Genomic DNA, 17,328 nt, shown 5'->3' with positions numbered 1-17,328 from the left:
TGCCCTACGGCGCGGACGCTCACGAGCGTCCGCGCCTCTGGCTGTTTTGAGAGCACCCTCCTATTCCCAGGGTGTGCTCCCCTACCCATCAGGATTCATCATGCTCATGTACTCCGTGAGGCGCCTGATCACCGCAGTTTTCATCCTCTTCGGTGCATCGTTCCTCATCTACAACCTCGTAGCAATCGCGGGTGACCCCCTCGAAGAGCTACGCACATCGTCCTCCCCTAACAAAGACGCACTCATTGCCCAGCGCATTGCTGCTCTGGACCTGGACACCCCCGCCCCGCTGCGCTACTTCAAGTGGCTTGGCGGCGTGCTTGGCTGCTTTGCAGGTAAGTGCGACTTTGGTCAGAACCTGGCAGGCACACCCGTCACCCAGCTTCTCTCTAACGCTGTCTACCAGACCCTTACCCTGGTCGTAGCAGCCACCGTGCTCTCCATCCTGATCGGTGTCAGCCTGGGTATCATCTCAGCCCTGCGCCAGTACTCAGGCCTGGACTACACCGTGACCTTCGCCAGCTTCCTCTTCTTCTCCCTGCCCTCCTTCTGGATTGCAGTTCTGCTCAAGGAATTCGTTGCCATCGGCTTCAACGACTTCCTCCGAAACCCGGTGGTCACCATACCCACGACCCTGCTCATATCGGTTCTAGCAGGCCTCTTCTGGTACTCCGCGTCCTTCGGCAAGCAGAAGACCCGTTACCTGATGGGTCTGCTGGGCTTCGCCATCACCGCAGGCGCTATCATCTTCGTCTCCACCACTAAGTGGTTCCTCACCCCCTTCCTGGGCATCCCCTTCATGCTGCCCCTGGGCCTGGGCGCCGCCATCATCTTCACCATCCTGGTCTCCGGCCTGCGTAACCGCCGTGCCCTGGGTGCAGGTCTAACCATGGTCGTCGCTGGCCTAGCTGCCTACTTCCCCCTGCAGGACCTGCTCGATTTGGCCACCATGCTCATGGTCATTCTGATTGCCCTAGCCTTCATGGCTCTGGGCTGGGTTGTTGGCCTGCTCTGGGGCGGCTACGACAAGGGCCAGGGTGCCCGCGTCGGTATGCTCACCGGCCTGGTCATGGCCCTGCTGATTATCGCCGACCGCTTCATGCAGGCCTGGCCCGCCTACATCAGCAACAGCCGTATCAAGGGCCGTCCTATCCCCACCGCCAACGCTTCTACCCCCAACCTGCAGGGTGACTTCTGGATTCTGAACACAGATACCCTCACCCACATCCTGCTCCCCACCATCGCCCTGACCCTGATTTCGCTGGCCTCCTACTCACGCTACTCACGTGCGTCCATGCTCGAAATCATGAACCAGGACTACATCCGCACCGCCCGCGCCAAGGGTGTTTCCGAACGCTCCGTCGTCATGAAGCACGCCTTCCGCAACGCCCTGATCCCCCTGGCCACCATCATCGCCATGGACATCGGCGGCATCATCGGCGGCGCAGCGATCACCGAACGTATCTTCGCCTTCAAGGGCATGGGTACCCTCTTCCTCGACTCGCTGGCTCACACCGACCCCAACCCCGTCATGGGCGTCTTCCTGCTTACCGGCATCCTGGCGCTCGTCTTCAACCTTGTGGCTGACCTCCTCTACTCAGCCCTCGACCCGCGTGTGAGGGTGAAAGCATAATGAGCACCAACGACAAGAACCTCAGCTCAGGGCCCGCTAAGGAGCCCACCACCGAGACCACCGCCCTGCGCTCCGTCGAAACCAACGTCGACATCCGCGCCCAGGAGTCCGTGGGTAAGACCCAGGGCCAGATTGTGCGCAAGCGCTTCCGCCAGAACACCGGCGCGGTCATCTCACTGGCTATCCTGGTCGCCGTGCTCCTGCTGGCCCTCACCTCCATCGGCGTGGGCCCCATCCCCGGCTGGTGGAAGTACAACTACACCGAGATGAACCCCATCGTGAACGGTGCAGCCCCCAACGCCCAGCACTGGTTTGGCCAGGACGCCACCGGCCGTGACCTCTTCGCCATGACCATGCGCGGTGTGCAGAACACCTTCCTGGTGGTCATCCTGATTACCAGCATCGCCGGCTTCCTCGGCGTGCTCTTCGGTGGCCTGGCAGGCTACTACCGCGGCTGGATTGAAGCCGTCATCATGCGCTTTACCGACATGGTCATCATCATCCCCCTGATGCTGCTGACCGCCGTGCTCGGTAAGCTGGCCGGTAGCTACTTCCACGGCATCTGGAACACCATCATGTTCGGTGTGGTCGTGGGTCTGCTCTTCTGGTCATCGCTGGCCCGTCTGGTGCGCGCGGAATTCCTTTCACTGCGTGAACGCGAATTCGTGGACGCCGCCCGTCTGGCAGGTGCCTCAGATATGCGCATCATCTTCAAGCACATCCTGCCCAACGCCATCGGCGTGGTCACCGTGAACGTGTCGCTGATGATGAGCTCCGCCATTCTGACCGAGACCGCGCTCTCCTACCTGGGCTTCGGTATTAAGGCCCCCGACTGGTCGCTGGGTTCACTGATTTCAGCTAACCAGTCAGCCTTCTCCACCCGCCCCTGGCTCTTCTGGTTCCCCGGCCTCTTCATCCTGGTGATTTCACTGGCCGTCAACTTTGTGGGCGATGGCCTGCGTGACGCCTTTGACCCCCGCCAGAAGAAGTTCAACCCCAAGAAGGCAACCAAGCGCACCGCCCACTCAGCCGAAAACGGTGTGGGCATCGACGGTTCTGTAGCCGCCCCCGCAGCAGCCGCTGCCGGAGCTGGCACCGCCACCGTGCACGCTTCCATTGCCTCGGAGGTAGAGACCCCGCACAGCACCCGCACCTCAGATTCCCTTGACCAGGACCTGGACGGCCCAGCGGGCTCACCCCAGAACAAGTAGCTCTCATCGCTCGAGGCGGTGAGCGCACCAGCACTCACCGCCTCGTTGATAACCGAATAGAGAAGGCAGAACCTCCCGGCTCACCCGGAGCCTAGAACACTAGGCCCCCTACAGCCGCCATCAGCAGAAGGACGAAGATAGCCAGCCCACGGGCGTCCACCCGGCTTTCCTGCCGGGGCGGAACCGCCTCAAGGGCAGCGTCCTCAACCAGCTCCTGCCAGTAGCCGCGCAACACCAAAGCAACTGCCCCCGCCGCCGAATTCGGCAGGTCCGAGGCACGCACTGACCGCTCCGCACCGTAGGTGATAGCGGGCAGGCGCTCAAGATCCTGACGGTGGGCAGAAAGGGACGCCACCATCCCGCTTGAAGGCAGACCAAAAGCCTGATAACGCTTGGTGGGAGTCACCAGGGTCAGATGGTACTTAGTCGAAACATCGATAAGGGCCGCATAATTGACCGTATGCGTCACAAAGGGGTTGTAGATGGTGATATCGTCGGCACCAGCTACCAGGCTGGACCGGCCTAACACGTACCACACCGTGTAAGCCATCCACAGCACACCCCAGCCACCGGTCAGCAGGGCTGATAAGCCACCGCTGACCGCCAAGGCCACCAGCACGCTCGCTGCAACCAGCACAGCGCACCAGGTATAGAAGGGGGCGGTTTTCACGCGAAAGGTCACCGGAGGGTTCTGCAAATACTGAGACTTCATAGTCTCTCGATTCTCTCAGATGAGACAGCTCCACCCCACTAACCTCTACAGAAACAACCAAGAGTTGGGAAAACCAGTGAATACACCAACCACTCAGCCAACCGGCGCCCAGCCGGTCCTCGAGGTCCGCGACCTCAGCGTTGACTTCGGCGTCGAACGCACCTGGGTTCCCGCCGCCATGAACCTCAACTACGAGGTACATGCCGGTGAAGTCCTCGCCATTGTGGGTGAATCCGGCTCAGGTAAGTCAGTTTCGTCCATGGGTATGATTGGGCTGCTGCCCAAGAACGCCCGCGTCACCGGCTCTGTTAAGCTTAACGGCCGCGAACTCGTTGGCCTGTCCAACACCGAATTGCTCGGTGTGCGCGGTGAAGAAGTCGCCGTAATCTTCCAGGAACCCATGACCGCCATGAACCCGGTCATGACCGTGGGCGACCAGATCGTTGAAACCCTGCGCCTGCACAAGAACGTCTCACCGGCAGAGGCTAAAGAAGAAGCCATCAAGATGCTTGAGATGGTCGAAATGCCCGACCCCATCAAGGCCTTCAACTCCTACCCCCACCAGATGTCGGGCGGTCAGCGCCAGCGCGCCATGATCGCCCAGTCTCTCTCAACCAACCCCAAGTTGCTCATTGCCGATGAGCCCACCACGGCGCTCGACGTGACCGTTCAGGCTGAAATTCTTGAGCTCATGCGCAACCTGCAGAAGAAGCTCAACTCAGCTATCATCCTCATTACCCACGACATGGGTGTAGTCGCCGACCTGGCCGACCGCGTCGCTGTGATGCGCCGCGGCCAAATCGTTGAAACCGGAGAAATCCACGAGGTCTTCAACAACCCCCAGCACGAGTACACCCAGGCCCTACTCGGTGCCGTACTCCACCTGGGTGGCGACGAAATCGACGTGAACGCCGCCATCGACGACGCCGCCGAAAACCAGCGTCCGGCCACCGCCCTGCTAGAGCAGGTAGCCCCCCAGCGCACCGGCGACGTCATCCTCTCCCTCAAGGACGTCGCCCTCGAGTACCCCAAGCAGGGGCGGGTTGGCCCCTTCCGCGCCGTCACCGGCGCCAACCTCGAAATCCGTGCCGGTGAGGTACTGGGTCTCGTGGGTGAATCGGGCTCCGGTAAGTCCACCATCGGCCGCGCAACCGTCGGCTTCCTGCAGGTTGCCGAAGGTGAGCTAAACGTCTGCGGCGTCGACATGCGCAAGCCCAGCCGCAAGGACCTGGCCGAGGTACGCAAGCACGTGGGTATGGTCTTCCAGGACCCCTCATCCTCGCTCAACCCCCGCCTGCCCATCGGTGAATCCATCGGTGAGCCCATGATGCTGGCCGGCGTCGCCAAGGGTGCGGAGCTGCAGAAGCGCATCGAGGAGCTCCTCGACCGCGTAGAGCTCCCCCGCTCCTACCGCAACCGCTACCCGCACGAGCTCTCCGGCGGTCAGAAGCAGCGCGTCGGTATCGCCCGCGCCCTCTCCCTCAAGCCCAAGCTACTCATCGCGGACGAGCCCACCTCAGCACTCGACGTTTCGGTTCAGGCCCGCGTGCTGGAACTCTTCCGTGAGCTCCAGGAAGAAATGGGCTTCGCCTGCCTCTTCGTCACCCACGACCTGGCAGTCATTGACGCCCTGGCTGACCGTATCGCGGTGATGCGCCGCGGCGAAATCGTAGAGCAGGGCCCGCGCGAGCAGATCCTGCGCCACCCCCGTGAGGTCTACACTCAGCGCCTGCTGGCCGCTGTGCCGCTGCCCGACCCGGACGCCCAGGCTGAGCGCCGCGAGCTGCGCGCCAAGCTGCTGGACGAAACCGGCCACGTCGTCAGCTAAAGACAACTAAAAGGAGCTCCGCCAGATTCTGGTGGAGCTCCTTTGTGTACCTATACGTGTATTTCGGTGGCAGAGAATGCAAAGGACGTGCTAGCGCCCTACCCTACCCCTTAACTCCACTCCCCTAGTTCATCTTGTTGCGCCAGTCGGCGTCCTTGCCCGCGCGGGCGTCGCGCAGGGCCTGTAGGTTCTGCTTGATGAGGGCTTCGGGCTCGACGGGGCGGCCGCCCGCTGAGTGGGGGGTGATGATGATGTTCTTGGCGTCCCACAGGGGGTCGCTGGCGGGCAGGGGCTCTTCAACTACAACGTCGACGGCGGCACCGGCGATGCTCCCTGAGTTGAGGGCTTCAATCAGGTCAGCTTCGTTGACGGTGGGGCCGCGGCCGACGTTAATGACGTAAGCCCGCTGAGGCAGCTTGGCCAGGCGGGCGGCGTCGAGGGAGTTCTTGGTTTCCTCGGAGTTAGGCAGGATCATGACCAGGATGTCGGTGGTTTCTAGGACCGAGTCGATGTCGTCGGTGGCGACCACGGGGAAGCCCGCGCGCTCACCTGCTGAGCGGGCGATACCGGTGACCTTGGCGCCGAAGGCGTCGAAGAGGCGGGCGGTGGCCTGGCCGATAGAGCCAAAGCCCCAGATGGTGACCTTGGCGCCGAGCAGGGTGGTGACCTGGTCAGCAGGGTGCAGCTCCTGGGGGCCGCCTAGTTCGGTGGCCCAGTTCTTCTGTGCCTGGTGCTCGGCCAGGGTGGGCAGGAAGCGTACAAAGTTCAGGGCCAGGGCCAGGGTGTGTTCGGCAACGGTCTTTGAGTGCAGGCCGCTGCCGGAGGCGATGACGGCCTCGGGGCGGAAGCCCGCGGCGCGGGCCTGGTCGGGGCCTGCCAGCAGGGCCTGGACCAGCTCTACCTGCTGAAGGTGGGCGGCGGCGTCCTTGAGCTGGTCGTTGGTGTTGCCCCATGCCACCAGCACATCGGCGTCGTGATGTTCGGGGTCGATGTTGACGGTGGGGTCGTAGCTGACCAGCTCATCGCCGGCTTCAGCGCCCAGGGCGCTCTGGTCAAGGGTGATTGATGTGGGCAGAAGAATCTTCATGGTGTACTCCTTTGTTCCAAGTGTCAGGCGCGGGGGCACCCACTAGCCACTTTACCCCCGCAGGGCCCTGCCAGGCCTACCCGTGACGCAGCATGACGGACGGGGTCGCGGCTAGTCCTCGCGCAGCAGGTGGCGGAAGGTCTGCACGGCCTCGCGGATTATCTCATCACGTTCAGTGCTCTCGGGCACACCGCGAGTGTAGTCCATATAGCGGAGCAGGGCCGAAGTGATACAGAGGGCTGCACGCAGGCGGGGTTCTGAGGCCCCTTCTCCGGCTTCACTTTCAGGCAGGTAGGGCCAGGGGCCGCGGCGTCCGCTCGCGCTGAACTCCACCCAGTTGACGGTGCGCAGCAGGTCAGCCAGGGTCTTTTCACACTCGATATGGTGAGTTTTCAGGCGGTAGCGCAGCTCCGGGTATTCCTGCACCAGGGGGCGCACCTGCGGGTAGGTGGGGCTGTCGACCGATGCGACCATGATGTCGAGCATCAGGTGGGCGACGCGCTCAAAGATGTAGAGGTCTTGGCGGGCGGCATCCTTCTGCAGGATGTCCTCGGTGATGATGGGGGCGCGCAGGCCCAGCACCGCGTCCTCTTTACTCGCGAAGTAGTTGAAAAGGGTGCGGGGGCTCACCCCGGCGAGCTCAGCAATTTCGTCGGTGGTGGTGGCCTTGAGGCCCTTTTCTTGCACCAGGGTAAGGGCAGCCTCGTGGATGGCGGTGTGGGTTCGCTCGCGGCGCTGCTGGCGCACGGACTTCTCGGGTTTCTTCACACCACCAGTCTATTGCAGAGGTGCAGAGAACCTAAGCTAGGTGAGATATTACGGGCAGGGTACGAGCATCGCGCGTAGAGAGCTTTCTGACTATGTGGACAAGCCCCACCCCGCACTCGGACCCCGGGTAGACTTAGAAAGGTGAACTTCAGCCTACCTTTTCTCGATATCACGAACCTGCCGGATTGGCTCTCGATAACCCTGGTCGTTATCGATATCCTCATCCGCATCACCGTTATTTTCTGGTTGCCCTACAACCGTAAACCGGTGGTCGCGCTCGGCTGGCTGATGGCGATTTTCTTTATTCCCTTCGTGGGCCTGTTTGCTTTCTTGATTTTTGGTTCCAACCTGGTGCCCCGGCACCGCCGCAGCCGCCAGCGCAGCATGAACCAGATTATTAAGGACTCCATCGAGGGGGACGACGCCGTGCTGGGCGACCCGGAGCTCTCTGAGCCTGCGCGGGTGGCAGCTAACCTCAACTACAAGCTCGGTGCCCTGCCCCTGATTGGCGGCAACGACTTCGAGCTACGCCACGACAACAATGCGGCCCTGCAGGAAATCGCCGAGAAAATCGACCAGGCTAAGAAGTACGTTCACTTCGAGTTCTACATCACCGCCCTCGATAGCACCACAGAGCCCCTCTGGGATGCCCTGGTGCGCGCCCACCAGCGCGGTGTAGCGGTTCACGTGCTCATCGACCATATCGGGTCCCGCAAGTACCCCCGCTGGAAGGAACTCCAGCGCAAGCTCAACGATGCAGGGGTACCCTGGCGGCTCATGCTGCCCCTCAAGCCCTGGAAGGGCCAGTGGCAGCGGCCCGACCTGCGCAACCACCGCAAGATTGTGGTCATCGATGGCGAGCTGGCTTTCTCCGGCTCCCAGAATGCTATCGATAGCACCTACAATCTCAAGGGCAACATCAAAAAGGGCCTAGTGTGGAAGGACCTCTCCTTCTTCTGCACCGGCCCCGTCGTGCACGAGCTCAACGCGGTTTTTGTCTCCGACTGGTATGCCGAAACCAAGGAACTCCTGCTCGATGAAATCGACGCCGACATTGAAGCCCACGATGAGGCAGGGCAGGAGGGCCAGCGTCCGCTCGCCCAAATCGTGCCTTCTGGCCCCGGTTTCGAAACCGAAAACAACCTGCGCCTGATCAACCACCTGATTTACAACGCAGAAGAACGCATCATCATCTGCTCCCCCTACTTCGTACCCGAAGAAACCCTGCTGCAGGCCCTAACCAACATGGCACTCTCGGGTATCGACGTGACCCTGATCGTCTGCGAGAAGGGCGACCAGTTCCTGCCGATTATGGGGCAGCGCTCCTACTACGAGCAGCTGCTCCGCTCGGGTGTGAACATTCAGCAGTACCCCGGCCCCACCGTTCTGCACTCCAAGTTCATGATTGTGGACGACGAAATCACCTTCATCGGCTCCTCCAACATGGACCCCCGCTCCTTCGCCCTCAACTTTGAGGTCTCCACTTTTATCGTGGGCAAGGCTATGGTGCAGGAACTCGAAGGCGTAGCCCGGGACTACATCTCCCGCTGCAAGCGCCTGCGCTACGACGAGTGGGTCAACCGCCCCAACCACCAGAAGGTTGCCGAGAACCTCTGCCGCCTGTGGAGCGCCCTGCTCTAGGCGTCGGCACGACTTAAAGAAGATAAGGACGCCGCCCCGCACTCCCCTGCCCGTTGGCAGGAAGGTGCGGGGGGGGCGGCGTCCTTACAGCTCTAAGACCTAGTGGCCTGCGTCCTCAGCCTTCTCAGCGTTCTCAAGCGCCAGCTTGAGGAAGTCACGGGCCGGGGTGTCGGCAGCGGAGGGCTTACCCGCGTAGGCACCGCGGTACTTGGCAGCCGGGTGACGCTCGTCCACGTACTTGTTACCCTCACCGAAGAGGCTCTCGCGCAGGGTGGAACCCTCATAGGCGGTGCGGTAGCGGCCGCGCTTCTGCAGCTCGGGAACAACGAACTCAACGAAGTCCTCAAAGGAGCCAGGGGAAACGTGGTAAGCCAGGTTGATGCCGTCCAGGCCGCCCTCGTCAATCCACTTCTCCAGCTCATCGGCAACAGTCTGGGGGGAACCCACCAAAACCGCACCCATGCCACCGGTGGCGCAGTGCTCGGCGATGTCCTTGCGGGTCCACTCCTTCTCCTTATCCTGCAGGGTGAAGGGGGTCAGGAAGGACTGGATAGACTCGGTCTCGACGTACTTGAGGGCCTCATCCTCATCGAACTGATCCAGGTCAAGACCGCTCCAGCCGCCAATAATGCCCTGGGAAGCCTCAACGTTCTGGTACTTGAGGTACTCGGCGTACTTGGCCTGGGCCTTCTCGTCGGTCTCATCCACCACCACAGAGAGCATGGCCAGGATCTTGACGTCATCGCGCTTACGGCCAGCCTTCTCAGCCTCATTACGGATGCGCTCGGTCAGCACCTTAGTCAGGTGGGGGCGCAGGGCGGTGATGAAGATAGCCTCAGCGTGCTGGCCAGAGAAAGCCTGACCGCGGGAAGACGCACCGGCCTGGAAAATCACGGGGGTGCGCTGGGGGGAAGGCTCAGTCAGGGCGATGCCGGGAACCTGGAAGTACTTGCCCTTGTGCAGGATGGGGTGCACCTTCGAGGGGTCAGCGAAGACGCCGTTTTCGCGGTCGCGGGGTACCGAGCCGTCCTCCCACGAACCTTCCCACAGCTTGTAGCAGACGTCGAGGAACTCTTCGGCAATCTCGTACCGCTCATCGTGCTCAATCTGACCGGGCAGACCCTGGTTCTCAGCAGCAGACTGAAGGTAGGAGGTCACCACATTGAAGCCCACGCGACCACCGGTCAGGTGATCCAGGGTGGAGTAGGAGCGGGCCAGAGTGTAGGGCTGGTTGTAGGTCACAGCGGCGGTCACGCCAAAGCCCAGGTGCTCGGTGACAGCGGCCATAGCAGAAATCTGCAGGAAGGGGTCACCCACAGGAACCTGGGCGCCGTCCTTCAGCACGGGAGCTACTGAATCCTTGTAGACATCGTAAACACCGACCACATCCGCAATGAAGACCGCATCGAAGAGGCCCTTCTCGCAGACCTTAGCCAGGTCGGTCCAGTACTTGATGGTGTTGTACTCATCCGCCCGGTTGCGGGGGTGACGCCACAGGCCAAAGCTCTGGTGGCTGGTGGTGGTCATATCGAAGGCGTTGACGACGATGCGCTTCTTCTCGGTCATGAACCGGGCCCTTTCACAGGTGGTGCTTGGCCCTCCGCGCCCGTGCTGCCACCGGCGTCCTTACCCAAAGTAAAAGGCACCGAGCCTTCGCGAAGGTGGCGCCTGGTTGCGCCGTACTTGCATTACTGCCTGATCCTCATCTGGGGCACCCCGCTACGGGAGAGGGTTGCCGCCCAACTAGCCAGAGCTTGACGTTGGGACTCTTGATCTTGAGATTTAGTGTAGCCCGCCCGGCCCGCCCAGGTGCAAGCATCTCGGGTTGCATTTCACATTGTGGCGTGTGTTGAGCTCTGTTACGGACGCCGGCGGGTTCCGGTCAGTTTTACCCACAGCGTCACACTCGTAACCGACCGAAATACCGCGTCATACTCTTGCCCAGTTCCAACAAACGCCCCTAGCGTTGAAAGCGTTAACCATCCAGAGCGACCGAGAGACTTGGCTCAACGACGTCGCAGCAACCTCCCTACACCAGGGGTCGGTGCTAACGCCAAGAGACGATGGAGAAAGCATGAGCGCACCCACGCTAGAACGCACCCCCACCACCCTCACCGCCTGCGAAATCGACTTCAATGCCGTCGGCAAGACCTTCATCGGCGAGCGCGGGGAAACCCGCACCGTCCTTGAAAACGTTTCTTTTACCGCCTACCCCGGTGAGATTATCTCGATTATTGGTTCCTCGGGCTGTGGCAAGTCAACCCTCTTGCGGGCTGCTGCCGGCCTGGGGGCAGCGACCGCCGGTACCGTCACGATTGACGGTAGCCCGGTACGGGGTCTCGATTCCCGTGTGGCTATTGGTTTCCAGGAGCCGCGCCTGCTGCCCTGGCGCACCGTTGAAAAGAACGTGGCGCTAGGTCTGCCCAAGGGTACCCCCAAGGACGTTGCCCGCGAGCAGGTTGCCCGCCTTCTGGATGTCGTGGGGCTGGCAGACTACGCCCAGCACCGCCCCCGTGAGATTTCCGGTGGCATGGCTCAGCGCGCCTCCCTGGCCCGGGCGCTGGCGCGGAACCCCGGCGTCCTTCTGCTCGATGAGCCCTTCGGCGCCCTTGATGCCCTGACTCGCATCAACATGCAGGATCTGCTGCTCGATATTCATGCCCATGACCCGGCCACCGTCCTGCTCGTCACCCACGATGTGGAAGAGGCCCTTTACCTCTCAGACCGGGTGATTGTGCTGGGTAAGCCAGGCCCCGCCGCACCCGCGACGATTGCCCGCATCGTTGAGGTGCCCGATCACCGCCCGCGCGACCGTGGCAACCCGGCGCTATCGTCCCTGCGTAAAGAACTTTTGGCCGAACTCGGCGTTGAAGAACACTAGGAACACACATGTCACTCATTTCTCGTCTCACCACCACTTCTGCCCTGCTCGCAACCGGCACCCTACTACTGACCGGGTGCCTGGCAGGGGAAAACGCTTCTACCGCCGATACTTCTGCCGCAGCGGGTGACACCACCGTCACCATCGACTACGCCACCTACAACCCGCTCTCCCTGATTATCAAGGAAAAGGGCTGGCTTGAGACCGCCCTACAAGAGCAGGGTAAGGACGTCGAGTGGGTACAGTCAGCCGGTTCGAACAAGGCCAATGAGGCCCTGCGTTCTGGGGCCATTGACGTGGGTTCCACCGCAGGCTCAGCTGCCCTGCTGGCCCGTTCTAACGGCTCCCCTATCCAGGTGATTGACCTCTACTCCCAGCCCGAATGGTCAGCCCTGGTCACTACCAGCGACTCGGGTATCAGCTCGGTAGCTGATCTAGCCGGTAAAAAGGTAGCCGTCACCAAGGGCACCGACCCCTACTTCTTCCTGCTCCAGGCACTGGAAGAAGCCGGTGTATCACCTGACGAAGTTACCATCGAGCAACTGCAGCACGCCGACGGCCGCACCGCCCTCAACCAGGGCACCGTCGATGCCTGGAGCGGCCTCGACCCCATCATGGCCAGCGCCGAAATTGAGGACGGCAACACCCTCTTCTACCGCAACGTTGACTTCAACACCTACGGCTTCTTGAACGCCACCGAGGATTTCATCGAGAGCGACCCCGAAGCTGCCCAGACCATCGTTAACGTTTACGAATACGCCCGCGACTGGGCACTCGCCAACGAAGAAGAGGCCGTGCAGATCCTGGCGGACGGCTCCGGAATTGAGCTTGAAACCGCCCAGGTCGTCTGGGACCGCACCTACCTCGACATCGATAACGTACCCGGCGACAAGCAGCTCGCCGTACTGGAGAAGGTCGGCCCCTACCTGGTCGAATCCGGCGACGTTGCCTCACAGGACGAAGTAGACACCGCCCTGGGCAGCATCGTCAATGACACCTTTGCCGCCAAGGCCGACCCCGCCCGCGTCTCTGCTCTGGTGGCTGAGTAGTCATGTCAGTTACCTCTGACCTCACCACCCGGCCGGCAACCCGCCGCCGTCTGGCGCGAACCGAAACACCGGCGTCCGCGCGCCCGCCCCGCCGCCCCCTGCTGACCCGCAGGTGGGCTCCCTGGCTCGGCGCCCTGCTGCCCCTGATTCTTCTGGCGCTCTGGCAGTACCTGAGCACCGCCGGGGTCTTCAGCGCAGTTCAGCTCCCCGCCCCCTCCAAGGTGGTTGCTGCCGCCCTCGATCTGGCAGGACGCGGCCAGCTCGGCCTGCACGTCGCAATCTCAACCCAGCGCGTGGTACTGGGCTTCAGCATCGGCGCTCTCTTGGGGCTGCTGCTCGGAGCCTGGGTAGGGCTCTCCCGCTGGGCCCAGGTGCTCGCAGCCCCCACCATCGGAGCTCTGCGCGCTGTGCCCTCGCTGGCCTGGGTGCCCCTGCTACTGCTCTGGATTGGTATCGGCGAGAACTCCAAGGTCACCCTCATCGCTATCGGTGCCTTTTTCCCGGTCTACACCACCGTCTCAGCTGCCCTAGCCCACGTGGACCCCAAGCTGGTTGAAGCGGCCCGCACCTTCGGCGTCCGCGGCATCAACCTCTTTACCACCGTGCAGCTACCTGCCGTTCTGCCCGCTGTGGTCTCGGGTCTGAGGCTGGCCCTGGCGCAGGCATGGCTCTTCCTGGTCGCCGCCGAGCTGCTCGGTGCTTCGATGGGGCTGGGCTTCCTGCTCACCGACTCCCAGAACAACGGCCGCACCGACCGCCTGCTCCTGGCCATCGTGCTACTCGCTATCCTGGGTAAGATCACCGACGCCCTGCTGGGTGTATTCGAACGCTGGGTCAAGGCCCGGTTCCCCAGCAACTAGAAGAAGAGGTGGGAGGTTCGTCTCTCACCCTTGAATGTAACGCTAAATGCCATCAGCGCGAACGGTTCTCGTGCAGATGGCATTTAGCGTTACATTCACGAGTGCCGCTGCTGCGAGTGCCATGCCTCTGCACATCCGCGTCACCATCACGACACATTAATCGCTGGCAGCAAAGACCCGCCGATTTAGGCACAAGTTATCCACAGATTGTCTGGTAGCTCTTGCCATGTCAGCTTTCCAGGGCAAGAGTCGCCCCATGGAACATTTTTTCAACGACATCAAAACCGCCCGAGAGCTAAGGCACGGAGGCATCAGCCCTTCCACCATCCGCCGGCGCTGTGCTCAAGGCAGGCTGATTCGAATTATGCCTAACGCCTATGTTGATGCCCAGCAGTGGATTCAATGGGACGAGGCAACCCGCACCAAAGCTCGCCACGTCAGCTTTATCAAAACGCACCAGCATTATGTGCTCAGTCATGTATCCGCAGCACTGTGGTGGGATGCCCCTCTACTGCGTCTCCCCCGCAAAATTTGGGTGAGCCACCCCGCCTCCACGGTGCGGTCACGGCCGCAGGTGCACGTCAGTAGAGGGCGTGAAGATATATGCGCTGACAGTATCTTCCATCAGGGAGCCTTCGTTACCTCGCCGCTGCAGACCGTGCTTGATTGCGCTCTGACTCTCCCCGTACTTGATGCTCTCTGCGTTGCTGACTACTTTCTGAACCGAAAGCTTGTATCGATGGAAGGTTTACGGGAAGCTATCACGCGGCTGAAGGGCAAGGGTGTGTGCACCGCTCGTGCGGTTGCAGAACTGATGAGTGATAAGGCTGAGTCCCCCGCAGAAACTATTGCCCGCTACCGCATTGTGACCTGGGGTTTCACCCCACCTCAGGAACAGGTGAGTATCCGGGTAGGTAATTCTGTGTACCGTCCTGACTTTCTGTGGGAGGAGTTTCGGGTCATTGTGGAGGTTGATGGCAACGTGAAATACGACGGCAGTCATGGTAACCCGGTTCATGTGATTCGGCGGGAGAAGCGACGCCACCGGGATCTCGAGCAACTCGGGTACCGGGTATTGCGTGTCACCTGGGACGATATTATGCGGTCGCCCGAGGCCTTCCGCGCTCTGTTGATTGGTGCCGGGGTGCGCTAGAAGTGCAGCGGATGCGGGGTGCAGCCTCCTTATGCATGGGCGTGATAGTTGTGTGTAGCGGTAAGTGCCATCAGCGCGAACGGTTCTCGTGCAGATGGCATTTCCCGCCACACTCAAGGCCAGCGGGGCGGACGGACGTGCGGGGGCAGCGGACGCAGGCGGACGGACGTGCGTCACGCGGCGTCATAAACGTTAAGGGGCGTCACGGTTTAGTAGCAGTGGCTCGCAGGTGCTTACCCTGAAAGAGATTTTGTCCATCAAGAGCGATACGAGAGACCTGGCTCTACGACGATCGCAGCAACCACGCCGAACAAGCCGCCCACGGGCGTCCTGCGAGAACCGGCGCCGGTGCTACAGCCAGCTACCGATGGGAGATACCCTTGGGCGCACCTGCCGACTTCGTGTACACCGACCCCTTCAATCCCACGCCCAACCCGGCGCTCATCTCAGATGAAGCCCGAATCCAGTTCTGGGCTGACCAGGCCAAGGCCCGCCTGACCTGGGGTGAGATGTTTGACGAAGCCAACCCCCACACCTTCGCCAAGCCGCAGAGCCTGGGCCTCGATGATGAGGGTATCGAGCAGTTCACCGTGCCCGAGATTAAGTGGTTCGAGGGCGGCAAGCTCAACGTTGCCTACAACTGCGTAGACCGCCACGTCGAAGCGGGTCAGGGCGATAAGGTGGCTCTCTACTTCGAAGGTGAACCCGGTGACCGCGAGGCCATTACCTATGCCGAGCTGCAGCGCCGGATCGCTAAGGCAGCCCACGGCCTGGAGAAGCTGGGCGTCGGCAAGGGTGACCGTGTGGTGATTTACCTGCCGGTGATTCCCGAAACCATCATCTTCACGCTTGCCTGCGCCCGTATTGGCGCTATTCACTCCCTGGTCTTCGGCGGTTTCTCGGCTGAGGCTCTGAAGTTCCGCGTGGAAGATACCGGCGCTAAGGTGCTCATCACCACCGACGGGCAGAACCGCCGCGGCACCGTGGTCCCGGTTAAGGCCACCGCCGACGAAGCCTGCTCGGGTGAAAACAACATCGAGCACGTCATTGTGGTTGACCGCACCGCGGGCACCCCCGAAGCCCACGCCGCCGTGCCCTGGACCGAGGGCCGCGACGTCTGGTACCACGACCTGGTCGATAACCTACCCGACACCCACGATTACCAGCTCTTTGACGCTGAAACCCCGCTCTTTATCATCTACACCTCCGGCACCACCGGTAAGCCCAAGGGCCTGGTGCACACGTCCGCGGGCTACCTGACCCAGGTTGCCTACACCCACGCCCTGCTCTTTGACCTGCTCCCCGAGATTGAGGACGAGCGCGGTCAGCGCCGCGTGGACGAGCTATCAACCATCAACGACCCCGCCAAGGTCGAGAACACCGTTCACTGGTGCACCGCCGACCTGGCCTGGGTCACCGCCCACACCTACGAAATCTACGGGCCGCTGCTCAACGGCGTCACCGAAGTGATCTACGAGGGCACCCCCAACACCCCCACCTTCGAGCGCCATTTTGAGGTGCTTGAACGCTACGGGGTGACCAACTACTACACCGCTCCCACCCTGATTCGTTCCCTCATGGGGGCCTTCCCCGACGGCCCACCCGCCGACAAGTACGACCTCTCGTCGGTACGTCTGCTGGGGTCGGTGGGCGAGTCCATCAACCCCGAGGCCTGGCGGTGGCTACGGACGCACGTGGGCGGGGGCACCGCGTCCTTCATCGACACCTGGTGGCAGTCCGAGACGGGCTCGACCGTCTGCTCGCCGCGTCCGCACGACCCCCAGTTCGCGCCCGCTGGCACCTTCGCGGACGACGCACCCCACACCGCGTCCAAGCCCGGCTGTGCGACCCGGGCAGTTCCGGGTATCTCAACCCGCGTGGTCGATGAGCACGGGGTCGACGTGGAGCCCGGCCTGCAGGGCTTCATTGTGGTCGATAAGATTGGCCCGTCCATGGCCCGCACGGTCTGGGGCAACCCCCAGCGCTACCTCGATTCCTACTGGCGCCACTACGGCGAGCGCGGCTGGTTCCTGGCCGGTGACGGCGCCAAGGTCGATGACGAGGGCGATGTCTATATTCTGGGTCGTATCGACGATGTTATTAACATTTCGGGCCACCGCCTGTCGACCATTGAGATTGAGTCTGCCCTGGTCACGCATGAGGCTGTGGTGGAGGCCGGGGTCTGCCCGGTGGAGGACGAGCTGACCGGCCACCAGGCGGTTGCCTATGTGACTCTCTCTGAGGCCGGTCGTGCCTTGAGCGCCGAAGAGTTGAAGGCGGCGCTGACCGAGCACATCCGCCACGAGATTGGGCCGATTGCCAAGCCCAAGGACGTCATCGCCGTAGCCGATATTCCTAAGACCCGGTCGGGCAAGATTACCCGCCGCCTGCTCGGTGAGCTCTACCAGGGCCGGTCACTGGGCGATACCTCCTCCCTGCAGAACGAGGAAGCTCTCGAAGCTATCGCCCAGGTGCTGGCAACCCGCTAGAGGCACCCGAACCGCC

Annotated in this window: 13 protein-coding genes and 2 riboswitches; of the genes, 9 read left to right on the top strand and 4 right to left on the bottom strand. The window is 62.0% G+C overall.

The window, feature by feature from the left end; translation table 11 throughout:
- The first annotated feature begins 100 nt into the window (after positions 1-100).
- On the top strand, positions 101-1,633 hold the full coding sequence (locus L6963_RS03630) for an ABC transporter permease (protein WP_237207022.1): 1,533 nt from the start codon (positions 101-103) through the stop codon (positions 1,631-1,633).
- Positions 1,633-2,844: an ABC transporter permease gene (locus tag L6963_RS03625; RefSeq protein WP_237207021.1), complete on the top strand. Its 1,212-nt coding sequence runs from the start codon at positions 1,633-1,635 to the stop codon at positions 2,842-2,844. Before L6963_RS03630 ends, L6963_RS03625 begins: the two co-directional genes overlap by 1 nt.
- A 91-nt stretch (positions 2,845-2,935) precedes the next feature.
- Here the strand turns inward: L6963_RS03625 and L6963_RS03620 are convergent, their stop codons facing one another.
- Positions 2,936-3,556, bottom strand: a complete 621-nt coding sequence (locus L6963_RS03620) for a PH domain-containing protein (RefSeq protein ID WP_237209140.1) — start codon at positions 3,554-3,556, stop codon at positions 2,936-2,938.
- A gap of 76 nt (positions 3,557-3,632) precedes the next feature.
- Here L6963_RS03620 and L6963_RS03615 point away from each other — a divergent pair, with 76 nt between their 5' ends.
- Positions 3,633-5,384, top strand: coding sequence for an ABC transporter ATP-binding protein (locus tag L6963_RS03615; RefSeq protein WP_237207019.1), 1,752 nt, complete (start codon positions 3,633-3,635; stop codon positions 5,382-5,384).
- Between the two features lie 124 nt (positions 5,385-5,508).
- Here L6963_RS03615 and L6963_RS03610 read toward each other — a convergent pair whose 3' ends face one another.
- Both L6963_RS03610 and L6963_RS03605 read right to left on the bottom strand, forming a co-directional pair.
- Complete coding sequence (locus tag L6963_RS03610) at positions 5,509-6,471, bottom strand: phosphoglycerate dehydrogenase (RefSeq protein WP_237207018.1); 963 nt, start codon at positions 6,469-6,471, stop codon at positions 5,509-5,511.
- Positions 6,472-6,582: 111 nt separating this feature from the next.
- Positions 6,583-7,239 carry a TetR/AcrR family transcriptional regulator gene (locus tag L6963_RS03605; RefSeq protein WP_237207017.1) on the bottom strand — a complete coding sequence of 219 codons (657 nt, stop codon included), beginning with the start codon at positions 7,237-7,239 and terminating at the stop codon, positions 6,583-6,585.
- A 141-nt stretch (positions 7,240-7,380) separates the two neighbouring features.
- Between L6963_RS03605 and cls the strand changes: the two genes are divergently transcribed.
- Positions 7,381-8,880 (top strand): cardiolipin synthase, encoded by a 1,500-nt coding sequence (gene cls / locus L6963_RS03600; protein WP_237186916.1) that lies wholly within the window; start codon positions 7,381-7,383, stop codon positions 8,878-8,880.
- A gap of 99 nt (positions 8,881-8,979) precedes the next feature.
- Here the strand turns inward: cls and L6963_RS03595 are convergent, their stop codons facing one another.
- Entirely contained in the window at positions 8,980-10,446 is a 1,467-nt protein-coding gene (locus tag L6963_RS03595) for an LLM class flavin-dependent oxidoreductase (RefSeq protein ID WP_237207016.1), read from the bottom strand.
- A 108-nt stretch (positions 10,447-10,554) separates the two neighbouring features.
- Positions 10,555-10,655: riboswitch (SAM riboswitch) on the bottom strand.
- Positions 10,656-10,856: 201 nt separating this feature from the next.
- A riboswitch (SAM riboswitch) is annotated at positions 10,857-10,950 on the top strand.
- A 4-nt stretch (positions 10,951-10,954) separates the two neighbouring features.
- Between L6963_RS03595 and L6963_RS03590 the strand changes: the two genes are divergently transcribed.
- The 5 genes from L6963_RS03590 (at position 10,955) to L6963_RS03570 (ending at position 17,312) form a co-directional block, all read left to right on the top strand.
- Positions 10,955-11,761 (top strand): ABC transporter ATP-binding protein, encoded by an 807-nt coding sequence (locus L6963_RS03590; protein WP_237207015.1) that lies wholly within the window; start codon positions 10,955-10,957, stop codon positions 11,759-11,761.
- 8 nt (positions 11,762-11,769) lie between these two features.
- Positions 11,770-12,810 carry an aliphatic sulfonate ABC transporter substrate-binding protein gene (locus L6963_RS03585; protein WP_237207014.1) on the top strand — a complete coding sequence of 347 codons (1,041 nt, stop codon included), beginning with the start codon at positions 11,770-11,772 and terminating at the stop codon, positions 12,808-12,810.
- Between the two features lie 2 nt (positions 12,811-12,812).
- Positions 12,813-13,670 carry an ABC transporter permease gene (locus L6963_RS03580; RefSeq protein ID WP_237207013.1) on the top strand — a complete coding sequence of 286 codons (858 nt, stop codon included), beginning with the start codon at positions 12,813-12,815 and terminating at the stop codon, positions 13,668-13,670.
- Positions 13,671-13,926: 256 nt separating this feature from the next.
- Positions 13,927-14,823: a type IV toxin-antitoxin system AbiEi family antitoxin domain-containing protein gene (locus L6963_RS03575; protein WP_237196747.1), complete on the top strand. Its 897-nt coding sequence runs from the start codon at positions 13,927-13,929 to the stop codon at positions 14,821-14,823.
- Positions 14,824-15,203: 380 nt separating this feature from the next.
- Positions 15,204-17,312 (top strand): AMP-binding protein, encoded by a 2,109-nt coding sequence (locus L6963_RS03570; protein WP_237207012.1) that lies wholly within the window; start codon positions 15,204-15,206, stop codon positions 17,310-17,312.
- Positions 17,313-17,328: the final 16 nt, after the last annotated feature.

It is taken from the genome of Rothia nasimurium, assembly GCF_928392795.1.
Lineage (GTDB): Bacteria > Actinomycetota > Actinomycetes > Actinomycetales > Micrococcaceae > Rothia > Rothia nasimurium_F.
Note: the sequence above shows the minus strand (reverse complement) of the source record. Positions and strands in the feature narration are given on the sequence as shown.

What these genes read in the sequence shown, in the direction of transcription:
- L6963_RS03585 (WP_237207014.1), top strand. Translation starts at nt 11,770, where the DNA reads ATGTCACTCATTTCTCGTCTCACCACCACTTCTGCCCTGCTCGCAACC.
- L6963_RS03590 (WP_237207015.1), top strand. Translation starts at nt 10,955, where the DNA reads ATGAGCGCACCCACGCTAGAACGCACCCCCACCACCCTCACCGCCTGC.
- L6963_RS03610 (WP_237207018.1), bottom strand. Translation starts at nt 6,471, where the DNA reads ATGAAGATTCTTCTGCCCACATCAATCACCCTTGACCAGAGCGCCCTG.
- L6963_RS03630 (WP_237207022.1), top strand. Translation starts at nt 101, where the DNA reads ATGCTCATGTACTCCGTGAGGCGCCTGATCACCGCAGTTTTCATCCTC.
- L6963_RS03620 (WP_237209140.1), bottom strand. Translation starts at nt 3,556, where the DNA reads ATGAAGTCTCAGTATTTGCAGAACCCTCCGGTGACCTTTCGCGTGAAA.
- L6963_RS03580 (WP_237207013.1), top strand. Translation starts at nt 12,813, where the DNA reads ATGTCAGTTACCTCTGACCTCACCACCCGGCCGGCAACCCGCCGCCGT.
- L6963_RS03575 (WP_237196747.1), top strand. Translation starts at nt 13,927, where the DNA reads ATGGAACATTTTTTCAACGACATCAAAACCGCCCGAGAGCTAAGGCAC.
- L6963_RS03595 (WP_237207016.1), bottom strand. Translation starts at nt 10,446, where the DNA reads ATGACCGAGAAGAAGCGCATCGTCGTCAACGCCTTCGATATGACCACC.
- L6963_RS03625 (WP_237207021.1), top strand. Translation starts at nt 1,633, where the DNA reads ATGAGCACCAACGACAAGAACCTCAGCTCAGGGCCCGCTAAGGAGCCC.